Source organism: Methyloligella sp. GL2 (assembly GCF_013341275.1).
Lineage (GTDB): Bacteria > Pseudomonadota > Alphaproteobacteria > Rhizobiales > Methyloligellaceae > Methyloligella.
The window spans coordinates 1,441,739-1,461,297 of the sequence record NZ_CP054476.1 but is presented as its reverse complement, the minus strand read 5'-3'; the positions used below and the strand labels follow the sequence as shown (position 1 = coordinate 1,461,297).

The window sequence follows — 19,559 nt, the reverse complement described above, 5'->3', positions numbered from 1 at the left end:
GCCCGCTCCTAGACGAAACCGAAGAAGACGTTGAGCGCCACCAGCACGATCAGCGCCAGCACCAAGAGCTTGATCACGAAATAGACCCGGCGGCTGCCGACGAAAGGCACGTCTTTCAGAAACGGTTTCATCGTCTCAATCCTCAAGCGGCGCCGATAAGCGCCTGAAATGACTCAATGCAGGCTCTCGCCGTCATCGAGATCCTTCATCATCGTGGTATTGGCCAGCCACGCATCGCCGCGCTGCACCTGATTGCGCTGCTGCGGAACGTAGCCGCGCCGGGCGAAGAAGCCGAATGCCGTATCGCTGGCATCGACGCTGAGCGTCTCCGCATCGCGCGAGGCGGCAAGCCGCTCCAGCGCATCGGCCAGCAGCGTGCCGACGCCATGACCGGCCGTCACCGGGTGCACGTAGAATAGGCCGATCTTTTCGTCGCTCTCCAGCGAGGCAAAGCCGACCGGCGAGCCGTTCAGCGTGACGACGATGGTCACCTGCCGCTCCAGCATCTCGGCGAAACCGGACGGATCGTCCGCCGCTTCCACCCAGGCCTCCTGCTGGTCCTCGCTATACTCCTCGCTGGTGAGCTGCATCACGCTCTCGCGGAAGATCTCCGCCAGAGCGGGCGTCTCTCCGGGCAGCATCGGCCGGACGGCCAGGTCGGGCACGGCTTGCGCACTCATCGAGCGAGCTCCCAGGTCGTGCCCTCCGGCCCGTCCTTCAAAACCACCCCCATCGCCGCCAGCTCATCGCGGATACGGTCGGCTTCGGCAAAATCCTTGGCCTTGCGGGCGGCATTACGGGCATCGATTTGCACGGCGATCTCGTCTTCATCCACCGCCGCGGCGGCCGCTTCGCTCGCCTGGCGCTGCAGAGCGGCGCGGTCTCCGGAGAAGCCGAGGAAGTTCAGCGCCGCCAGCAGACCCGCCATGTCGCCGCTATTGGCCAGCTTGTGCATCTCGGCAATGGCTTTGGGCGTATTGAGATCGTCGGCCAGCGCCTCCAGCACCGGTGCTGGGACTTCGCTTGCGGGGGTCACGCCCTCGACGGCGCCATACCAATCCCACAGCACCTTATGGGACTCATCCAGCCCCTTATAGGTCCAGTCCAGCGGCTGCCGGTAATGGGTGCGCAGCATGTTGAAGCGCAGCGCCTCGCCCGGCCAGGCATAGCCCTTCCAGCCCTCCAAGAGATCGTGGACGGTGATGAAGTTGCCGAGGCTCTTCGACATCTTCTCGCCTTCCACCTGGAGGAAGCCGTTATGCACCCAATAGCGCGCCATGGTGTCGTTGCCGTGGGCGCAGGTGGATTGGGCGATCTCGTTCTCGTGATGCGGGAAGCAAAGATCGATGCCGCCGCCATGGATATCAAAGGTGTCGCCGAGATGCGCCTCGGCCATGGCGGAGCATTCGATATGCCAGCCCGGCCGGCCACGGCCCCACGGGCTCATCCAGCCCGGCTCGTCGTCGGCGCTCGGCTTCCACAGCACGAAATCCATCGGATCCTGCTTGTACGGCGCGACCTCGACCCGCGCGCCGGCCAGCATCTCGTCGGTGGAGCGGCCGGACAAGACGCCGTAGGTCTTATCCTTCGGTACATTGAACAGGACATGGCCCTCCGCCTCATAGGCGAAGCCTCTTTCGATCAGCCGCGCGATCATGGCGATCATCTGCGGGATATGCTCGGTCGCCCGCGGCTCGATGCTCGGCGGCAGCGCGCCAAGCGCGGCCATATCGGCGTGATACTGATCGGCGGTCTTCTTGGTGAGATCGTCGATGGCGATCCCTTCCGCCGCGGCGCGGGCCATGATCTTATCGTCCACATCGGTGATGTTGCGGACGTAAGTCACACAGGTCTCGCCGTAAGTATGGCGCAACAGGCGGAACAGCACATCGAATACCACGACGGGGCGCGCATTGCCGATATGCGCGTAGTCGTAGACCGTCGGTCCGCAGACATACATGCGCACATTGGACGGATCCAACGGGGTGAATGTCTCTTTCTTCCGCGTCAGCGTATTGGTCAGCTTCAGAGTCACGCGACTCAATGCCCTTCCTGCCGTTTGTGAGCCCGGCGGGCGTTCGCTGGTCTAACTTCGCTGGTCTAAAGATGTTGTGCGAAAGATGAACGACCGCGCGCAGGCTCGTGGATTAACCCGCGATAATGCAGCAACAAATGATAAGGTTCGGTTGCTCACGTGTCGTCATGCCCGTTCTTATGGGCATTCGGAGGCCAAGCGTCAAGAACAACGCCTAAAGCTTGCCACACGCGGCCTCGAACTCGCCCCGGAGCACGCCCATGAGGATGTCGTCATGGCGCTCCCCGTCGACCAGCACGGCCTCGCGCACCAGCCCCTCTTCGACGAAACCGCAAGCCTTGTAGCAGCGGATCGCCCGCTCATTATAGGCGAGCACCCTGAGGCCGATACGATGCAGGCCCAGCTCGCCAAAGCCATAAGCCAGAACCAGCCGTATCAGGCGGCGGCCGAGCCCCTTTCCCAGCATCGCCGGATCGTAGATGGCGCAGGCAAACCGGGCCGAGCCGTGGGCGCGATCCAGCTGGCTGAGATGGGCCTCGCCTAAGAGCCGCCCCTCATATTCGACCGCCCAGCCATGGGGATGGGCCATCAGCCGCTCCGCCCAGCGGCGCGCCTCTTCAAGCGTCAGCGGTTCCCTGGCGCGATCCGCATCCAGGGGAAACATACGGGCGATTTCGGGCGTCCGGCCGAGCGCCAGCCGCGCTTCGGCGTCGCTCTCCCGCGCCGGCCGGAGGATCAGCGCCCCGTCCCGCAGGACCGGCGGCTCTTTGGTGCTCTTGGTCATGACGGTTTTCCCTCTGGCATTCCTGCCACGGGTTGCACAATCCATAATCGTGCCGCATTGACCCATAAGGCTACCGCCGATTAATGTTGCCGGGGCCTGAGGCGGGGCGTCCCGAAGCAAGGTCGACCCCTCTTAAACAGCATGGAAAAGACTTATAAGTGAGCGTGTTACGCCACATTCAGAGCCTTCTGCCTATGGCGGGACGCAGCGTGATTCGTAGCCTCGGCGGCAAGCGCAAGCTTGCGTTCGCCAGCCTTGCGGTTTTGGGGCTCGCCGGCGCCGGCGTGGCCATTGCCCAGCCGATGAACGATCAGCAGCTCCGCTGCATGCAGCTTGAGCAAGAGCTGGCCAGCCTGCAAGGCGGCGGCGGACGCGAGCAGCTGCCGATGCTGGATCAGGAGATCGCCAGCCTGCGGCGCGCCTATCGCGGCACGGAATCGGCGATGGAGCGCGCCGACTGCTTCGAGAGCTTCTTCATCTTCGGCCGCGGCGTGGTGCGCACCCCCCGCTGCCAGCGAATGAATGCGCAGCTGGAGGACTCGCGCCGCCAGTTGAAGCAATTGCAGGATCGCCGCGACGCCATCGCCTCGGGCCGCGGCGCACGGCGTGAGATAGCCGATCTGCAGGATGCGCTGGCCCGCAATGGCTGCCGCGGCGGGCAATCGGCGCGGCGCGGCGGGCTGTTCGATTGGTTCGGCGGCGGCGGACGCGACGACTACGGCGCCCCGGTCTCCCGCCAAATCCTCAGCGGTGTGCCCTACCGCACCGTCTGCGTGCGGCTATGCGACGGCTTCTTCTATCCGATCAACTATTCGGTCTATTCCAACCGCTTCTCGCGCGACGCCAATCAGTGTCAGGCGAGTTGCGCCGCCCCGGCGGAGCTTTATGTCTACCGAAATCCCGGCCAGGAGATCGAATCGGCGATCTCGCTGAACGGCATGCCCTATGTCGATCTCCCCGTGGCGTTCAAATACCGCAAGGAATACGTCAAGGGCTGCTCCTGCAAGCAGGTCGAATACAATCCCACCGAGATCGAGGCCCATAACACCGAGAAGGCGCAGGCCGAAGCGGCCAAAAGCGGGGCGACGGCGGCGGCTCAGCCCAATCAGCCGCCGGCGAGCCAGGCGATGCCGTTCGATCCCGACAGCGGCAATGCTTCCGATCTGCAGCTCGATTTCGACACCAATGTAAACGATGCCGACACCTACGGTATGACACCCGATACAGGCCCCGGTGCCGGCAACCAGGCGGGCGTGCCGAGCGGCGAGGTTCCGCTCTCCCCCGGCGCGGAAGAGGCCGGCCAGATTCTCAATGGCGGCGACGATGGCTGGGCGCCGCTAGAGGAGAACAGTATGGACCCGAGCGCCATGCAGCAGCAGGCGCCCCAGCAGGAAGTTCCCATGCAGCAGGAAATCCCGATGCAGCAGGAGCTTCCCCCGCAGCAATCCACCATCCAGAAATCGCAAGGTTTCTAGGGAGAAGGCTTCTAGCAGGGCGGCAGCAATCGCCGCTTAGGCGGTCTCGCCCTTGAGGCGGCGATGCGCCCGGTCGCGCCCGATCAGCGGCAAGAGCTGCTTCAGCTCCGGCCCGTGATCGCGCCCGGTCAGCGCCAGGCGAAGCGGGCCGAACAGGCCCTTGCCCTTGGCCCCGGTCTTCTCCTTCACCTGAGCGATCCAGCCGCCATAGGTCTCCGCATCCCACGGCTCCGGCGGCAACAGATCCGCCGCCGCCTCGCACAGCGCCGCATCCTCGATTGTCGGAGCGAGCGGTCCGGAGACCACCTGCCACCAATCGGCAGCGTCTTTCAGCACGGTGAGATTGCCGCGCACCGTTTCCCAGAATTCGGCACCGCCGGGAACGCCCATCTCAACCAGCCGGTCGGCCACCGCGCCATAGGGCAGCGCGTGCAGCAGCTTGGCATTGAGATGATGTAGCTCGCTATCCTCGAAGCGGGCCGGCGCCCGGCTGAGCTTGGCAAGATCGAAACCCGGCACCAGCGCATCGGGCCGGGCATGCACGGTGATGGCATCGGAGCTGCCGACCATCGCTGCATAGCTGGTGATCGCCGCCGGCTCGATCCCCTCCGCCCGCAAGCTATCGATGGAAAGCGCACCGAGCCGCTTGGACAGCGCCTCGCCTTCGCCGCCGACCAGCAGGCTGTGATGGCCGAAAACCGGCGCACGCTCGCCCAGCGCCTCGAACAGCTGAATCTGCGCCGCGGTGTTGGCGACGTGATCCTCACCGCGGATGATATGGGTGACGCCGCTATCGATATCGTCGGTAACGCTGGGCAGCGTGTAGAGATAGCTGCCATCGGCGCGCACCAGCACCGGATCGGAGAGCGAAGCGGCATCGATATGCTGCTCGCCGCGCACCAGATCGTTCCAGACCACATCGCGCGGCTCCAGCTTGAAGCGCCAATGGGCTTTGCGTCCTTCCCGCTCCAGCTTGGCCTTGTCCTCGTCGCTCAAGGACAGCGCCGCACGGTCATAAACAGGCGGCAGCCCCCGCGCCCGCTGGCGCTTGCGCTTCAGCTCAAGCTCCTCCGGCGTCTCGTAAGCCGGATAGAGCCGGCCCGAAGCTTTCAGCTCCTCCACCACCCGGTCGTACTCCTCCAGCCGGTCCGACTGGCGCATGAAGACGTCCCAGTCCAGCCCGAGCCAGGCGAGGTCGGTCTCGATCCCTTCGGCGAATTCCAGGGTGGAGCGCTGCTGATCGGTGTCATCGAGGCGCAGGATGAAGCGGCCGCCCTGCTTGCGGGCGAACAGCCAGTTGAGCAGCGCCGTGCGGATATTGCCGACATGGAGACGCCCCGTGGGGCTCGGCGCGAAGCGGACGATAACTGTCATGATGAGATTGCCGGTCCTGGCGGTGCAGTCGCTTTAAGTGAGTTCCGCCTTAGCGAAAGCCCCGCGCCGACGCAACGGTGCATTGCCGCCTTGGCGCGCTCTCACGCCTCTTCGCGGAATTTATTGGTGATGGGGTAGCGCCGGTCGCGGCCGAAATTCTTCGCCGTGATCTTCACGCCCGGTGCCGCCTGCCGCCGCTTATATTCGGCGATATAGAGCATGCGCTCGATTTTCTTGACCAGCTCCCGATCATGGCCGCGGGCGATGATCTCCGGCACCGGCATCTCCTCTTCCACCAGGCAGTTCAGGATATCGTCCAGCACGTCGTATTCGGGCAGCGTATCCTGATCGCGCTGATCGGCTCTCAGCTCCGCCGTCGGCGGCTTGGTGATGATCCGCTCCGGGATCACCTCCCCGTCCGGGCCGAGGCAGCCTTTCGGACGCTCCCGGTTGCGATAGCGGGCCAGCGAGAAGACCTGCGTCTTATAGAGGTCCTTGATCGGGTTGAAGCCGCCATTCATGTCGCCATAGAGCGTGGCATAGCCGACCGAAACCTCCGACTTGTTGCCGGTGGTAACCACCATGGGGCCGAACTTGTTGGACAGCGCCATCAGCAGCGTGCCCCGCGCCCGGCTCTGCAAATTCTCTTCGGTGATGTCCGGCTTGGTGCCTTCGAACATCGGCGCCAGCGTCTCCACCAGGCCCTCCACCGCCGCATGGATCGGCATCACGTCGTAACGCAGCCCCAGCGCATCGGCGCAAAGCTTGGCGTCCTCCAGGCTCTCGGAGCTGGTGTATTCGTAAGGCAGCATCACGCACTGAACCTTGTCGGCGCCAAGCGCATCCACCGCCATGGTCGCCGACAGCGCCGAGTCGATGCCGCCGGAGAGCCCCAGCACCACGCCGGGGAATCCATTCTTGCGCACATAATCTCTGAGGCCGGTGATGCAGGCGAGGTAATTGGCCTCGTCGCCCTCCTCCAGCACCGCAAGCTCGCCCTTTTCGCAAGACCAGTCGCCGCCGGTCTTGCTCCACCTCGTGACGGTGAGCGCCTCCTCCCAAGCCGGCATCTGCACCGCCAGGCTACGGTCGGCATTGAGCACGAAGGAGGCGCCGTCGAACACCAGCTCGTCCTGCCCGCCCACCTGGTTGAGATAGGCGAGCGGCAGCCCGGTCTCGGTGACCCGGGCGACGGCGACCTGGATGCGCTGCTCGTGCTTCTCCATCCAATAGGGCGAGCCATTGGGGCTGACCAGAAGCTCCGCGCCGGTCTCGGCCAGGGTCTCGCAGACATCCTCCGACCAGATATCCTCGCAGATCGGCACCCCGATGCGCAGGCCGCGGAAGTTCACCGGCCCCGGCAGCGGACCTTCGGCGAACACCCGCTTCTCGTCGAACACGCCGTAATTCGGCAGGTTGCATTTTAGCCGGACGGTTTGAATCTCACCCGCATCCAACAGCGCCATGGCGTTGTAAAGCAGGCCCTTTTCCTCCCAGGGAAGGCCCATCAGCACGCCCGGCCCGCCATCGGCTGTGTCCTTGGCGAGTTCTTCGACGGCGGCCTTGGCTGCGCGTTGCAGCGCCGGCTTCAGCACCAGGTCTTCAAGCGGATAGCCGGTGATGAAAAGCTCGGTGAATAGCAGAAGGTCGGCCCCCTCTTGGGCCGCCTTCGCCCGCGCCTCCCGCGCCTTGGCGAGATTGCCGGCAATGTCGCCGAGCACAGGGTTGGCCTGCACCAGGGCGAGATTGAATGTGTCGGTGACCGGCTGAACCATGCGGAGAACTTAGCCGAACCCTACAGACGCATCGAAGCCTTATTCGCCGGCTGCGACCGAGATGTCGGCATTTTCGCGCGCGGCGAGCCGGTCTTCCTGCTCCCGCTTCAGCCGCTCGGCCACGATGAAGGCAAGCTCCAGCGACTGATCGGCATTGAGGCGCGGATCGCAATGGGTGTGATAGCGGTCCGACAGATCCGTCTCGGTGATGGCCTTGCGCCCGCCAACGCACTCGGTGACGTTGCGCCCGGTCATCTCCACATGGATGCCGCCGGCATAGGTGCCTTCCGCCCGGTGCACGTCGAAGAAGCTCTCCACCTCGTGCAGGATACGGTCGAAGGGCCGGGTCTTGAAACCGCCCGCCGCCTTGATGGTGTTGCCATGCATCGGATCGCAGACCCAGCCCACGGTCCTGCCCTCGCGCTCCACGGCGCGGATCAGACCGGGCAGATGCTTCTCCACATTCTCGTGGCCGAAGCGGCAGATCAAGGTCAGACGCCCCGCCTCGTCCTGCGGGTTCAGAAGATCGATCAACCGCAGCAGCTCGTCCGGCTCCAGGCTCGGGCCGCATTTCAGCCCGATCGGATTCTTGATGCCGCGCATATATTCGATATGCGCATTGTCCGGCTGGCGCGTGCGGTCGCCCACCCACAGGAAATGGCCCGAGGTGGCGTACCACTCGCCGGTGGTGGAATCGATCCGGGTCAGCGCCTGCTCATAGCCGAGCAGCAGCGCCTCGTGGCTGGTGTAGACATTGGTGCGGCGGAGCTGCGGCGTGTTCTCCGGCGTGATTCCGGTCGCCCGCATGAAGCGAAGCGAGCCGGTGATGTGATCGGCCAGCTCCTGATAGCGGTGCCCGACGGGGCTATCCTGCACGAAGCCCAGATTCCAGCGATGCACATGCTCCAGATTGGCGTAGCCGCCTTGCGCGAAAGCGCGCAGCAGGTTCAGCGTCGCCGCCGACTGACGATAGGCCATCAGCATGCGCATCGGATCGGGCACGCGCGCCGCCTCGGAGAACTCGGTCGCGTTGATGATATCGCCGCGATAGACCGGCAGCGTCTCATCGCCTTGCGTCTCGGTCGGGGCCGAGCGCGGCTTGGCGAACTGGCCGGCGATACGGCCGAGCTTCACCACCGGCGAGCCGCCGGCATAGGTCAGCACCACCGCCATCTGCAGGAAGACGCGGAAGAAGTCGCGGATCGTATCGGCCCCGTGCTCGGCGAAGCTTTCGGCGCAATCGCCGCCTTGCATCAGGAAGGCCTCACCGGCAGCCACGCGCGCGAGTTCGGCCTTCAGCTCCCGCGCCTCGCCTGCAAAAACCAGCGGCGGAAAGCTCGCAAGCTGCTCTTCGACCTCGTGCAGAGCGGCCGCATCCGGGTAAACCGGGGCCTGCTCGATATCCTTAACGCGCCAGCTTTCGGGGCTCCAACGCGACTGCATGTGACAACTCCTTCTTAAGTCCCCGCTATATAGGCGATCGGACCGGGTCTGGCTAGGCGAAGCAGCATTTGCCCTTACGCTGCGCCCATGCCAAAGGGAAACACGGCTTTGTTAAGGACTTTCCCATTGCCATGGTCAAGAAGCCCGCTGCGTTAAAGCTCGAGCACAGCCACGATCCCGCCGCCATCGCCAGACGGCTCAAGCACGGGCCTGAGGCCAGCTATTTGCGCGATGTGGTCTATGGCGGCATCGACGGGGCGGTGACCACCTTCGCGGTGATGGCCGGCGTGGTCGGAGCCGATCTTTCCACCGCCATCGTGCTGATCCTGGGGCTGGCCAATCTCCTCGCCGACGGTTTCTCCATGGCGGCGGGCAATTTCTCCAGCACCCAGACCGAAATCGACGAATACCACTTCTTGCGCAATATGGAGGAACGCCACGTCAAGCTCGCCCCGGAGGGTGAGCGCGAGGAGCTGCGCCAAATCCTGCACGGCATGGGACTTTCGGGAAAAGCGCTCGAAGACGCGGTCGAGACCATCGCCAAGAAGCGCGAACGCTGGATCGACCTGATGATGAGCGAGGAGCACGGCCTGCCCGCCATCATCCGCTCCCCCTGGCGCTCTGCCGCCGCGACCTTCGCCGCCTTCATCGTCTGCGGCAGCGTGCCGATCCTCCCTTACGCCCTGCTCGATAGCGACCCGACGCTGATCGCCACGCTGTGCACCGCCGCAGTGTTCTTCGTCATCGGGTCGCTGCGCAGCCGCTGGTCGCCGCATCCCTGGTGGCGCACCGGGCTGGAAACCTTGACCATCGGCCTGGCGGCGGCCAGCGTCGCCTATATCGTCGGGTATCTTCTGCAAGGATTGGTCTAGCCGCCCATGTCTTTCGAAAAGCCAAGCTCCCTCGAAAAGCCAAGCCTCACCATCGGACTTGAGGAGGAATATCTCCTCGTCAATCAGGAGACCCGCGATCTGGAGGCGACCCCGCCGAAGGAGCTGCTAGACAAATGCGAGACGGCGCTGGGCAGCCAGGTGAGCCCGGAGCTGCTGCGCACCCAGATCGAGGTCGCCACCAAAGTCTGCACCTCGATTGCCGATATGCGCGACGAGGTGCTGCGTCTGCGCGCCACCATCGCCGAGATCGCCGACGAGTTCGGGCTTTCGCCGATCGCCGCCTCCACCCATCCCTTCGCCCTGTGGCAAAGCCAGCAGACCACGGAGAAGGAGCGCTACATCTCGCTGGCCGACGATCTGCAGCAAATCGCCCACCGGCTCGTGGTGTGCGGCATGCATGTGCATGTCGGCATCGACGACGAGGAACTGCGCATCGACATCATGAACCAGGCGGCCTATTTCCTGCCGCATCTTCTGGCGCTGTCCACCTCCTCGCCCTTCTGGGAGGGCCGCTCGACCGGGCTGAAATCCTATCGCCTTTCCATCATGGACGAGCTCCCGCGCACCGGCCTGCCGCAGCAATTCTCAAGCTACGGCGAGTTCGAGCGCACGGTCGCAGTGCTGGTCAAGGCGGGGCTGATCGAGGACGGCACCAAGATCTGGTGGGACCTCCGCCCCAGCGCCCGCTTCCCCACCCTGGAGATGCGGGTGACCGATATCTGCCCGCGCGTCGAAGACGCCGTTTCCATCGCCGCGCTCTTCGTCTGCATCTGCCGCATGCTCTACCGGCTGCGCCGCCAGAACCAGCGCTGGCGCGAATATCCGCCGGTGCTGATCCGCGAGAACCGCTGGCGCGCCCAGCGCTATGGGGCTGAAGGCACCCTGGTCGATTTCGGCAAGGGGACGCTGGTTCCCTTCCTCGATCTGATCGAGGAATTGCTGGAGCTGGTCGCCGAGGATGCCGAAGCGCTCGGCTGCCTGAAAGAGGTCGGCCATGCCCGGGAGATCGCCAAGAGCGGCACCGGCGCCGACCGCCAGATCGAGCGCTATATCGCGCTGAAAGAAGCCGGTGCCGAGGAGGACGAGGCATTGCGCGGCGTCGTCGACCTGATCCGCGACGAAACCCTCGCCGTCCCTGCAAGCTGATACGGCCCGCCACCGGCCGCAACATCTCCGCCGTCATACCGGCAGCACGCACCGAATTGTGACCCCCACCCCGGCCCTCCCCCTTTCAGGGGGAGGGAGCGCCAACGCACGGCCAAGCCCTCCCCCCTAAAAGGGGGGAGATGGAGGGGGGTCATCATCCCGAATGAGAAACTAAAGCGTCACCGCCATGCCGCCATCGACGGCAAGCCCCGCCCCGGTGACGTAAGCCGACTCGTCGGAAGCCAGGAACAGCGCCGCATTGGCGACATCCTGCGGCGTGCCGAAACGGCGCAGCGGCGTCTGGCCCAAAAGCGCCTTGGAGATCATCGGATTGCCGGTGAAGCGGCTGATCATATCGGTGTCGATATAGCCCGGCGCTAGAGAATTCACCCGGATGCCGTAAGGCGCATATTCCACCGCAAGGCTTCGCGTCAGCGCCGTGACGGCGCCTTTGCTCGCCGAATAGGCCGACATCTGCCGAGCGTGCTTGGTCGCCATGAGCGACGAGACGTTGATCACCGAGGCCCGGCCGGAGCTGCGCAGCAGATCGAAGGCCTCGCGCGCGCAGCGCACCGTGCCCTCGACATTCACCTGCCAAAGCCGGTCCCAGGCCTCGTCGTCCATATGGCGGAAATCGGCGCGCTCGCCGATCCCGGCATTGTTGACCAGAACGTCGAGCCGCCCATAAGTCTCGCCGATCACGGCCATCAGCCCTTTGACCTGTTCCAGATCGGAAACATCGGTCGCGTGCGACATCGCCGCGCCGTTATTCTTCACGATCGCCGCAGCGACCTTCGCGCCTTCCTCGTCATTGCGGTCGGCAATGACGATATTGGCGCCTTCCCGCGCGAAGGTTTCGGCGATGGCATGGCCGATCCCGGCGGCACCGCCGGTGATCAGCGCAACCTTATCCTCAAGCCGCCGCATCTGAGCCCGCAACCACCACCGGCGGCTCCCATTTATGCCGCATGGTCACCAGCTCTTCGGAGGCGGTGGGATGCAGCGCAACAGTCCGGTCGAACTGCGCCTTGGTCAGACCGTTGGTGACCGCGATCGCCGCCACCTGAATGATCTCCGCCGCGTCGGGGCCGAGCACATGGCAGCCCAGCACCCGGTCGCTCTCCGCATCGACGATCAGCTTCAGCAGCATCTTTTGCGTCCGCTTCGGCAAGGTGGCGGTCATCGGCGTGAAGCTCGTCTTATAGATGTCCACCTCGCAGCGCTCCCGCGCCTCCGCCTCGGTGAGGCCCACCATGGCGGCTTCCGGCGTGGTGAAGGCCGCGGTCGGGACATTCTCGTAGTCGAGCGCCGTCGGGTTGTCGTGGAACACCGTCTCGGAGAAAGCATGCGCCTCGCGGATCGCCACCGGCGTAAGATTGATCCGGTCCGTGGCATCGCCCACCGCGTAGATGCTCTCCACCGCGCTCTGGGAATACTCGTTCACCACAACATGGCCGTTCCAGCCGAGCTCGACGCCGGCATGCTCCAGTCCGAGCCCGACCGTGTTGGGAATGCGGCCGGTCGCGGCCATCGCCTTCTCCACCAGCAGGCTGTCGCCGCGGGTCAGATGCAGGCGAAGCTTGCCGCCCTCTTCCTCGATCCGCTCGATATTGGTCTCCACCCGGATATCGATGCCGCGGGCACGCAGCGCATCGGCGAGCTGATCGCGCACCTCGTCGTCGAAGCCGCGCAGAATCTGATCCCCGCGATAGATCACCGTCACATTGACGCCGAGCGCGGCGAAGATGGAAGCGAATTCCAGCCCGATATAGCCGGCGCCGAGAACCGCCAGGCTCGAAGGCAAGGCTTCCAGCTTGAAGCAATCGTCGGAGGTGATGAAATGCTCGCGCCCCGGAATATCCGGGATCATCGGATGCCCACCCGTGGCAACGAGAATGCGCTTCGCGGTCACCGTCTCGTCGCGGTCGGAAAGCCGGATCGTGTGGGGACCCTCGACCGTCGCCCGGGCCAGCATGCTGGTGACGCCGGAATTCTCCAACAGGCGGGTGTAGATGCCGTTCAGCCGATCCACCTCGGCCTGGACATTGCCGATCAGGGTCGGCCAGTCGAACCGATACCCGTCGATCTCCCAGCCGAAGGCCGGCGCATCGGCGAACACGCCGGAAATGCGCGCGCCGTAGACCAGCAGCTTCTTCGGCACACAGCCGCGGATCACGCAGGTGCCGCCGACGCGGTATTCTTCCGCAATGGCCACCTTCGCACCGCATTCGGCGGCAAGCCGCGCCGCACGCACCCCGCCCGATCCCGCACCGATGACAAAGAGATCGTAATCGTAGTCAGCCAAGCCTAATCCTCCTCACTTGAATCCTGTCCCGGCTCAGCCACCAGATGCACGACATTGGCGGGGCTCATCACCCAGAAGCCGCGGAAACCGGACGGCAGCGGCTCGATGGTATCGCAGCGCACCACATCGGCCGCAGCTAGAGCCTCTTCCGCATCCGCGGCATTCTCCGCCACGACCTCAAGCCAAAGCTCAGAACGCGAAACACTTTCCGAGCGGTCGAGCCAAAGACGCATCGGCCCGAACTCCACGACCGGCACGCCATCGGCCATCACCGTCACCGGCAGGCCCAGCGTGTCGCGGTAGAACCGCAAGGTTTCCTCATATTGATGCGGCGGAAGCTTCAGCGCCATATTGCGCCCGCCGGCGAAAAGGCCGGGCTCTGCGCCCTCGCCTTCCCGCGGCATGCGCTTGGACTTGCGTCCGCCAAATAAGCCAAACAATCCCCGCCGCGCAGCACTCATTCCGTCGCCCCATCCTCCGCCGGTTTGGGCTTGCTGCCGACCGGCTGCTCGCGCTTGCTGACCTCTTCGATCAGCGCCTTGTAGATCTCGCCGCCGATGGCAACGCCGCGCACCCGGCTGATCTCACCCATCTTCTCGGCAATCGCATCGCTATCGGCTTTCAGCTTCTTGCCCGCCGGCGTCGCATAAAGCGCCTTGTAGGAATCGACCAGCGACTGCAGCTCCTCTTCGCTGAAGTGATCGGTATAGACCCGGACCACCTCTTCGTTCATCGAGTTCACCTCATCGTCGAAATCCTTGGCCACGGCTTCGGCCGAATTCTCCACCGTGATCCGGATATCCGGCCGCTGCCGGATGATCTGGCGGCCGACCGCCTGAGCGATATCCTCAGCGCTCGCAAGCTGGTTGGTCAGCGCCAGATACTCCCGCGCCAGATCCTTCTTGGCATCGGACGCATCGTCCGCCGCAAAGCTTTGGCCGGCAAGCCCGGTACCCAGAAGCAAAACCAGAACCGAAGCGGTACGCTTTATCGTTTTGAATTGAATCATGTTTCCTCCCAATCCGCCATGCGGAGCAGTTGTAGTCCGTCTTGCCCGGCAAGGATCGCCGCATCGGCGATACCGAGAAAAAGTCCGATCTCGACCACACCGGGGAGCCGCTTGATCGCGAAGTGCAGCACCTCCGGCTCCGGGATTTGGCCGAAATGGCAATCGAGAATGAAGTTGCCTTCATCCGTTACGAAAGGCTCTTCCCCCTTTTTCCGGAGCACGACATCGCCTTCGCATCCCGTCTCCAGCGCCATCGCCGCGATCAGACCTTGCGTGGCGCGAAGCCCGAACGGCACCACCTCGACGGGAAGCGGGAACTTGCCGAGGGTCTTCACCAGCTTGCCCTCGTCGGCGATCACCACCATGCGCGCCGAGGCCGTCGCCACGATCTTCTCGTGCAGCAGCGCCCCGCCCCCGCCTTTGACCAGCCGAAGCTGATCGTCGATCTCATCGGCGCCGTCGACGGTGAGATCGAGCTGGGGAATTTCGTCCAGAGTGGAAAGCGGAATGTCGAGAGACGCGGCAAGCGCGCGGGTCTCCTCGGAGGTCGGCACGCAGAGCACATTCAGCCCGTCGGCGACGCGGCCGGCCAGCGCCTTGACGAAGAAGGCTGCCGTGGAACCGGTGCCGAGCCCAAGACGCATCCCGTCCCGAACCAGATCGAGAGCCCGCAGCGCGGCCTTCTCCTTCAACTCGTCCGCGTTCAACACCCGCGCTCCCTCTTTCCAGCCGCCCGCTCGTTATGAAAATGAAACATGGCCGGCGCTCACGCCGAGATCCCGCCCATGAGGATGTATTTAATCTCCACGAATTCGTCGATCCCATGATGCGACCCTTCGCGGCCGAGCCCGGACTCCTTCACCCCGCCGAACGGCGCGACCTCGGTGGAGATCACCCCTTCATTGACGCCGACAATGCCGTATTCCAGCGCCTCGGCGACACGGAAGGCCCGGGCCAGATCCTTGGTAAAGAAATAAGCGGCAAGCCCGTAAGGGGTGTCGTTGGCAATCTCTACTGCCTCTTGTTCCGAAGAAAAGCGGAACAGTGCCGCAACCGGCCCGAAGGTTTCCTCATCGGCAAGCCGCATCTCCGTGGTCGCGCCGGTCAAGACCGTCGGCTCGAAGAAGGTGCCGCCTTCCGGGGCGCGCTTGCCGCCGGTCAAAACCTTGGCGCCATGGGCGAGCGCATCTTCGACATGGGCCTCGACCTTGGCGAGGCCGTCCTCGTTGATCAGCGGCCCCTGCACCACGCCGTCCTCGGTGCCTGCGCCCAGCTTGAAATCGGAGACCGTCTCAGCCAGCCGCGCGGCGAAGCGGTCGTAGATGCCGTCCTGCACCAGAACCCGGTTCGCACAGACGCAGGTCTGGCCCATATTGCGGTATTTCGAGGCGATAGTGCCCTCGATCGCCGCATCCAGATCGGCATCGTCGAACACGATCAGCGGGGCATTGCCGCCAAGCTCCAACGAGACCTTCTTCACCGTCTTGGCCGACTGCTCCATCAACAGCTTGCCCACCTCGGTGGAGCCGGTGAAGGTGATCAGCCGCACTTTCGGATTGGATGTCAGTTCGCCGCCGATGGCCTTCGGCTCGCCGGTGACGATGTTGAGCACGCCGGGCGGCACTCCCGCCTCCTCGGCCAGCGCCATCAGCGCCAGAGCCGAAAGCGGCGTATCCTCCGCCGGCTTGCACACCACGGTGCAGCCAGCGGCAAGCGCCGGCGAAACCTTGCGGGTGATCATGGCGAGCGGAAAATTCCACGGCGTGATCGCCGCCACCACGCCGATCGGCTGCTTCTCCACCAGGATGCGGCCGCTTTTCTTGTGGCTGGGAATGATCTCGCCATAGACCCGCTTCGCCTCCTCGGCGAAGAACTCGGTGAACGAGGCGCCATAGGCCACCTCGCCCCGCGCCTCGGCCAGGGGCTTGCCCTGCTCCGCCGTCATCAGCTGAGCCAGGTCTTCGGCATTGGCCATCTGCAGCTCGAACCAGCGGCGCAGGATCGCCGCCCGTTCCTTGGCCAGAAGCCCGCTCCAGGCGGGAAACGCATCCGCCGCCGCGTCGATCGCCGCTTTGGTCTCCGCCGCGCCGAGGTTCGGCACTTGCGCGATTTGCTTGCCCGTGGCGGGGTCGGTGACGGCAAGCGAGGGCTCGCCGGTCCAGCGGCCGCCGATATAGCACTGCTCTTTCAGCAGAGACGGATTTTGAAGCTTCATGGCCTTCGCCGCTTGTGGGCGCGCTCTAGCCGTACGCGCCGAAGTGATGGGAAATACCGACGCCGATCTCCAGCACGACCCGGTAGGACTCCACAATGGGGTCGATCAGCACACGATTGATCTCCGCATAGTCCGAGCCTTCGTAACCGGTATAGGTCGCGCCCTCGGCGAGCTGATATTCGGTGGCCTCGGGGACGCCTTTCGGGAACGCATCGCGCAAGAGCTGCACAGCTTCCTCGATACGCAGCGACAAGACCAGTCCGATAATGTCGTCGCGGGCGATATCGTTCCGCGTGGAGAAGCGCGGGATGCGCGCCGCCAGCAGGAAGATATGCTGCACCAGCGTCAGGCGGATGGCCTGCAGTACGTCGAGCTCCAGCCGGCCGTCTTCCCAATTGGGCCGCGTCGGCAGGCCGATATCCTCGAACGCATCGTCGAGATAGAGCGCGTCCTTCCGCAGGAAGCTCGCCAGATGCATCATCGCGTCGTGGCGCGGGTCGTCGCGCAACAGGTCGGCGAGATAGAGGCAGGCCTCCTTGATCTGCAGCTCCTGATTGCCGTAGGGCCGCGTCACCCAGAAGGCATCGTCGAACACCGACGAATAGGCCACCAGCGTCTTGATGCTGGAGATCATCTTGGCGTGCTGCACCATGGCGATCAGCCGGCGCATGCGCTCCGAGGTGGAATAGATCTGCTCGAACCGGTCCGGCTCGCGGCGCACGGTGACGCCGACGCCGTTGACCACATTCAGCGCCATGCCGAATTGCTGCAGCAGCGCGTTATGCGGGATCGCCCGCACCTCGGCGGCCGGATTGCGCGGCCCCTTGGCGGCATCGTATTGCCGCTTGGTCTTGCGCGATCCCGGGCGCACCAGAAAATTGGTGCCGAACGCGCCGAGCGAGGCGCGGTAATTGTCGTCCTCGTAGATGCGGATCTGATACTGCCGCACCCCCTCGTAGAAATCCCGGGTGAAGTCGCTGTCGGTATAGAAGCTGTCTTCTTCCACCGGCCCGGCCTCGGAGCTGGCCAGAAGCGCCCGCGACAGCACGGTGAAGGCCAAGGCGTCGGAGCCGAAATACACGAAGCCGTCGCCGCCCTGGAAGCTCGTCTCGTGATGCAGGCCGAGCCCGTGACGGACGATGCGCGCCCGCGCCCAGGGCGAGAGCGTATAGACGAAGCGGTCGGTCAGGCTGGTGGGATGGCCGCCGCGGCCCATGGATTCGCCATGGGTGTCGAAGATCAGAAACTCGACCTGGCCGAGCCCGGCCTTCGCGATCACGTCGGAGAGCTGGCCGTGCAGGCGCTCGATGGCAAGCCCCGCCGGAATCTGCCCCATGAAACGCCCCGAATCGGAGAACCCGTTCTGCACGCAGAGCCGGCCGCGCTGCTGCACCTGGGCCCGGTAGCTTTGCGTCTTGAGCAAGGATTCGATCACCCGGGCGCCATGCTCGAACGCATCCACCGTCTCGAACAGCGGCGAGACGTCGATCTTGTCGTCGACCCCGAACAGCTTGGCGAAATACAGCGCCGCCAGCACGGTGATGGGGGATTCGCATTCGGCGATCAGCAGCCGGATCGGCGCATGCGGATCGATATGTTTCAGGATCTGGGCGGCGACGATGAACTGGCGGATCGCGGTGGTGCGCTCCACGAATAGCGAGCCGAAATTCACGCTTTCCGGATCGGATTCCATGATCATACGGTCGAGCCGGCCCAGCAGCACGCGGCTGGTGACGTCGACATTGCCCTCAAGCCCCATCGGCTTGCGGATGGCGTTGTGCAGCTGCTGCGCGTTGAGCCGCAGATGGATGCGCGCCGTGCCGAGGCCGCAGCCGAGGATCATGGCCCGCAGCTTGACCAGCTGCTGCTTGGTCTCGGTGTCCTCGGCAGCGGCAATCGCCTTGCCGAGCCAGCGATCGGTCCGCTCCATGATGTCTTTGCGCGAGCGCGCCGAGCGCTCGGTCAGATCGTTGGCAGCCCGGCTGAGCGCCTCCGGATCCTCCAGATCGGCGCTGAACAGCTCCACCTGGCGGGAGACCGCCTTGGCCTCCTTCTGGAACAGGCGCTTCAGCTTGCCGAGCTTCTTGCGCGGCTCGGAGCCCTTGGGCAGCGCCTCAGCCGCCTGCTCGATCCATTCGATATCCCGGCCGATCTGGATCTGCTTCTCCTTCAGCCGGATGCGCAGGCAGTCGTACCACTGGATGTCGGTGCGGCCGTCGAGATCGTAGCCGACCCAGCTATTGAGCTGGATGGGCTTCGGGTTCAGCCTCTGCCAGTCGTTGGGGTAGAGCTCGCGGGCGACCGACAGGATGATGTCGATCAGCCGCGCCATGGCGTGCTGGGCGTGGGCCAGCACCTCCTGCACCTGATCGTGCTCCGAGCCGAGGCTGATGTCGGGCTCCGGCGCGTGGTGATATTTCTTCATCGCCTGGCGGAGCGCCGGATCGTCGAACCTCTCCGTCTCGATCATCTCCACCAGGATCTGGCGCAAGCCCCGCGGAATGGCGAAGGTCGGATGGCCGGTGAAGACGATGCCGTCATCGGGCTTCTCCCAGCGGGCGCGGAATTCCTCGAAGCCGATCTGCAACCCGTCCTTGAAGGCGCTGTCGCGGACCAGGGCGCGTACCTGCTCGGCCGCGCGGTCGCCGTCCTTGCCGCCGAGATACCGGACGGTGTTGCGGGCGCGGCGCACCAGCGCCCGGTCGCTCAGCTCCTTGGCGGCCGATTCCAGCTCCTCCAGCGAGAGCTCCTCGACCTCCAGCTCGCGCGACATATCGAAGGCCAGCTGCTTGACCGGGTTGAATTGCGGCTCGAACGGCACCCGCTCGCGGTAGCGGCGCATGCGCTCGCTCCATTGCGAAATGAGCGACTGCTCGGTCTCAACCTCGGAAGGTACTTGCGCTACGCTGGCCATAAATTATTCCGTCCTCACTCATATCCTCGCGCGCCAGTCTGACACGGCGAAGACGGGAATACGTCCCTTACGGATACAACTGTCGATGAACGTGCATTGACCGCAATCTCTAGACTCCGCCTTACGCCGCTGCAAGGGTAGCCCTGCGCCACATCGTGGTGAAGATTTAAGCAGTTAACGGCGCAAAACGC

General features: G+C 64.5%; 17 protein-coding genes. 3 read left to right on the top strand and 14 right to left on the bottom strand.

Annotated features, from left to right (window positions below):
• Positions 1-8 precede the first annotated feature (8 nt).
• From HT051_RS15215 to HT051_RS06855, 4 genes are all read right to left on the bottom strand, one after another.
• On the bottom strand, positions 9-131 hold the full coding sequence (locus HT051_RS15215; RefSeq protein WP_256396424.1) for a hypothetical protein: 123 nt from the start codon (positions 129-131) through the stop codon (positions 9-11).
• Positions 132-173: 42 nt separating this feature from the next.
• Positions 174-680: a GNAT family N-acetyltransferase gene (locus tag HT051_RS06865; RefSeq protein WP_174541349.1), complete on the bottom strand. Its 507-nt coding sequence runs from the start codon at positions 678-680 to the stop codon at positions 174-176.
• Positions 677-2,035: a cysteine--tRNA ligase gene (gene cysS / locus HT051_RS06860; RefSeq protein WP_174542906.1), complete on the bottom strand. Its 1,359-nt coding sequence runs from the start codon at positions 2,033-2,035 to the stop codon at positions 677-679. Before cysS ends, HT051_RS06865 begins: the two co-directional genes overlap by 4 nt.
• Positions 2,036-2,249: 214 nt before the next feature.
• The gene (locus tag HT051_RS06855; RefSeq protein WP_174541348.1) at positions 2,250-2,819 is read right to left on the bottom strand and encodes a GNAT family N-acetyltransferase; all 570 of its coding nucleotides are present in this window, start codon (positions 2,817-2,819) and stop codon (positions 2,250-2,252) included.
• Positions 2,820-3,028: 209 nt separating this feature from the next.
• Between HT051_RS06855 and HT051_RS06850 the strand changes: the two genes are divergently transcribed.
• Entirely contained in the window at positions 3,029-4,294 is a 1,266-nt protein-coding gene (locus HT051_RS06850; RefSeq protein WP_174541347.1) for a DUF2865 domain-containing protein, read from the top strand.
• 36 nt (positions 4,295-4,330) lie between these two features.
• Here the strand turns inward: HT051_RS06850 and gltX are convergent, their stop codons facing one another.
• From gltX to HT051_RS06835, 3 genes are all read right to left on the bottom strand, one after another.
• Positions 4,331-5,668, bottom strand: coding sequence for a glutamate--tRNA ligase (gene gltX / locus HT051_RS06845; protein WP_174541346.1), 1,338 nt, complete (start codon positions 5,666-5,668; stop codon positions 4,331-4,333).
• A gap of 101 nt (positions 5,669-5,769) precedes the next feature.
• Positions 5,770-7,443 carry an NAD+ synthase gene (locus tag HT051_RS06840; protein WP_174541345.1) on the bottom strand — a complete coding sequence of 558 codons (1,674 nt, stop codon included), beginning with the start codon at positions 7,441-7,443 and terminating at the stop codon, positions 5,770-5,772.
• 39 nt (positions 7,444-7,482) lie between these two features.
• Positions 7,483-8,886, bottom strand: a complete 1,404-nt coding sequence (locus HT051_RS06835; protein ID WP_174541344.1) for a class II 3-deoxy-7-phosphoheptulonate synthase — start codon at positions 8,884-8,886, stop codon at positions 7,483-7,485.
• A gap of 131 nt (positions 8,887-9,017) precedes the next feature.
• Between HT051_RS06835 and HT051_RS06830 the strand changes: the two genes are divergently transcribed.
• Together HT051_RS06830 and HT051_RS06825 are read left to right on the top strand one after the other, a co-directional pair.
• Complete coding sequence (locus tag HT051_RS06830; protein WP_174541343.1) at positions 9,018-9,758, top strand: VIT1/CCC1 transporter family protein; 741 nt, start codon at positions 9,018-9,020, stop codon at positions 9,756-9,758.
• A gap of 6 nt (positions 9,759-9,764) precedes the next feature.
• Positions 9,765-10,925 (top strand): carboxylate-amine ligase, encoded by a 1,161-nt coding sequence (locus tag HT051_RS06825; RefSeq protein ID WP_174541342.1) that lies wholly within the window; start codon positions 9,765-9,767, stop codon positions 10,923-10,925.
• Positions 10,926-11,096: 171 nt separating this feature from the next.
• Here the strand turns inward: HT051_RS06825 and HT051_RS06820 are convergent, their stop codons facing one another.
• The 7 genes from HT051_RS06820 to HT051_RS06790 are packed head-to-tail and all read right to left on the bottom strand — an operon-like array spanning position 11,097 to position 19,368.
• The gene (locus HT051_RS06820) at positions 11,097-11,852 is read right to left on the bottom strand and encodes an SDR family NAD(P)-dependent oxidoreductase (RefSeq protein WP_174541341.1); all 756 of its coding nucleotides are present in this window, start codon (positions 11,850-11,852) and stop codon (positions 11,097-11,099) included.
• Entirely contained in the window at positions 11,839-13,230 is a 1,392-nt protein-coding gene (gene gorA / locus HT051_RS06815) for a glutathione-disulfide reductase (RefSeq protein ID WP_174541340.1), read from the bottom strand. Before gorA ends, HT051_RS06820 begins: the two co-directional genes overlap by 14 nt.
• Positions 13,231-13,232: 2 nt before the next feature.
• Positions 13,233-13,670, bottom strand: a complete 438-nt coding sequence (locus HT051_RS06810; protein WP_246810206.1) for a hypothetical protein — start codon at positions 13,668-13,670, stop codon at positions 13,233-13,235.
• A gap of 17 nt (positions 13,671-13,687) precedes the next feature.
• On the bottom strand, positions 13,688-14,239 hold the full coding sequence (locus tag HT051_RS06805) for a DUF2059 domain-containing protein (protein WP_174541339.1): 552 nt from the start codon (positions 14,237-14,239) through the stop codon (positions 13,688-13,690).
• Positions 14,236-14,946, bottom strand: coding sequence for a ribose-5-phosphate isomerase RpiA (gene rpiA / locus HT051_RS06800; RefSeq protein ID WP_174542904.1), 711 nt, complete (start codon positions 14,944-14,946; stop codon positions 14,236-14,238). The genes HT051_RS06805 and rpiA overlap by 4 nt, the downstream gene beginning before the upstream one ends.
• Positions 14,947-15,005: 59 nt before the next feature.
• Positions 15,006-16,454: an NAD-dependent succinate-semialdehyde dehydrogenase gene (locus HT051_RS06795; protein ID WP_174541338.1), complete on the bottom strand. Its 1,449-nt coding sequence runs from the start codon at positions 16,452-16,454 to the stop codon at positions 15,006-15,008.
• Positions 16,455-16,479: 25 nt separating this feature from the next.
• Positions 16,480-19,368 (bottom strand): phosphoenolpyruvate carboxylase, encoded by a 2,889-nt coding sequence (locus HT051_RS06790; protein ID WP_174541337.1) that lies wholly within the window; start codon positions 19,366-19,368, stop codon positions 16,480-16,482.
• Between the last annotated feature and the right edge of the window lie 191 nt (positions 19,369-19,559).

Coding starts and splice junctions, on each gene's coding strand:
- HT051_RS06825 (WP_174541342.1), top strand. CDS start 9,765: ATGTCTTTCGAAAAGCCAAGCTCCCTCGAAAAGCCAAGCCTCACCATC.
- HT051_RS06865 (WP_174541349.1), bottom strand. CDS start 680: ATGAGTGCGCAAGCCGTGCCCGACCTGGCCGTCCGGCCGATGCTGCCC.
- HT051_RS06790 (WP_174541337.1), bottom strand. CDS start 19,368: ATGGCCAGCGTAGCGCAAGTACCTTCCGAGGTTGAGACCGAGCAGTCG.
- HT051_RS06835 (WP_174541344.1), bottom strand. CDS start 8,886: ATGCAGTCGCGTTGGAGCCCCGAAAGCTGGCGCGTTAAGGATATCGAG.
- HT051_RS06795 (WP_174541338.1), bottom strand. CDS start 16,454: ATGAAGCTTCAAAATCCGTCTCTGCTGAAAGAGCAGTGCTATATCGGC.
- HT051_RS06805 (WP_174541339.1), bottom strand. CDS start 14,239: ATGATTCAATTCAAAACGATAAAGCGTACCGCTTCGGTTCTGGTTTTG.
- gltX (WP_174541346.1), bottom strand. CDS start 5,668: ATGACAGTTATCGTCCGCTTCGCGCCGAGCCCCACGGGGCGTCTCCAT.
- HT051_RS06820 (WP_174541341.1), bottom strand. CDS start 11,852: ATGCGGCGGCTTGAGGATAAGGTTGCGCTGATCACCGGCGGTGCCGCC.
- HT051_RS06840 (WP_174541345.1), bottom strand. CDS start 7,443: ATGGTTCAGCCGGTCACCGACACATTCAATCTCGCCCTGGTGCAGGCC.
- HT051_RS06855 (WP_174541348.1), bottom strand. CDS start 2,819: ATGACCAAGAGCACCAAAGAGCCGCCGGTCCTGCGGGACGGGGCGCTG.
- HT051_RS15215 (WP_256396424.1), bottom strand. CDS start 131: ATGAAACCGTTTCTGAAAGACGTGCCTTTCGTCGGCAGCCGCCGGGTC.
- HT051_RS06830 (WP_174541343.1), top strand. CDS start 9,018: ATGGTCAAGAAGCCCGCTGCGTTAAAGCTCGAGCACAGCCACGATCCC.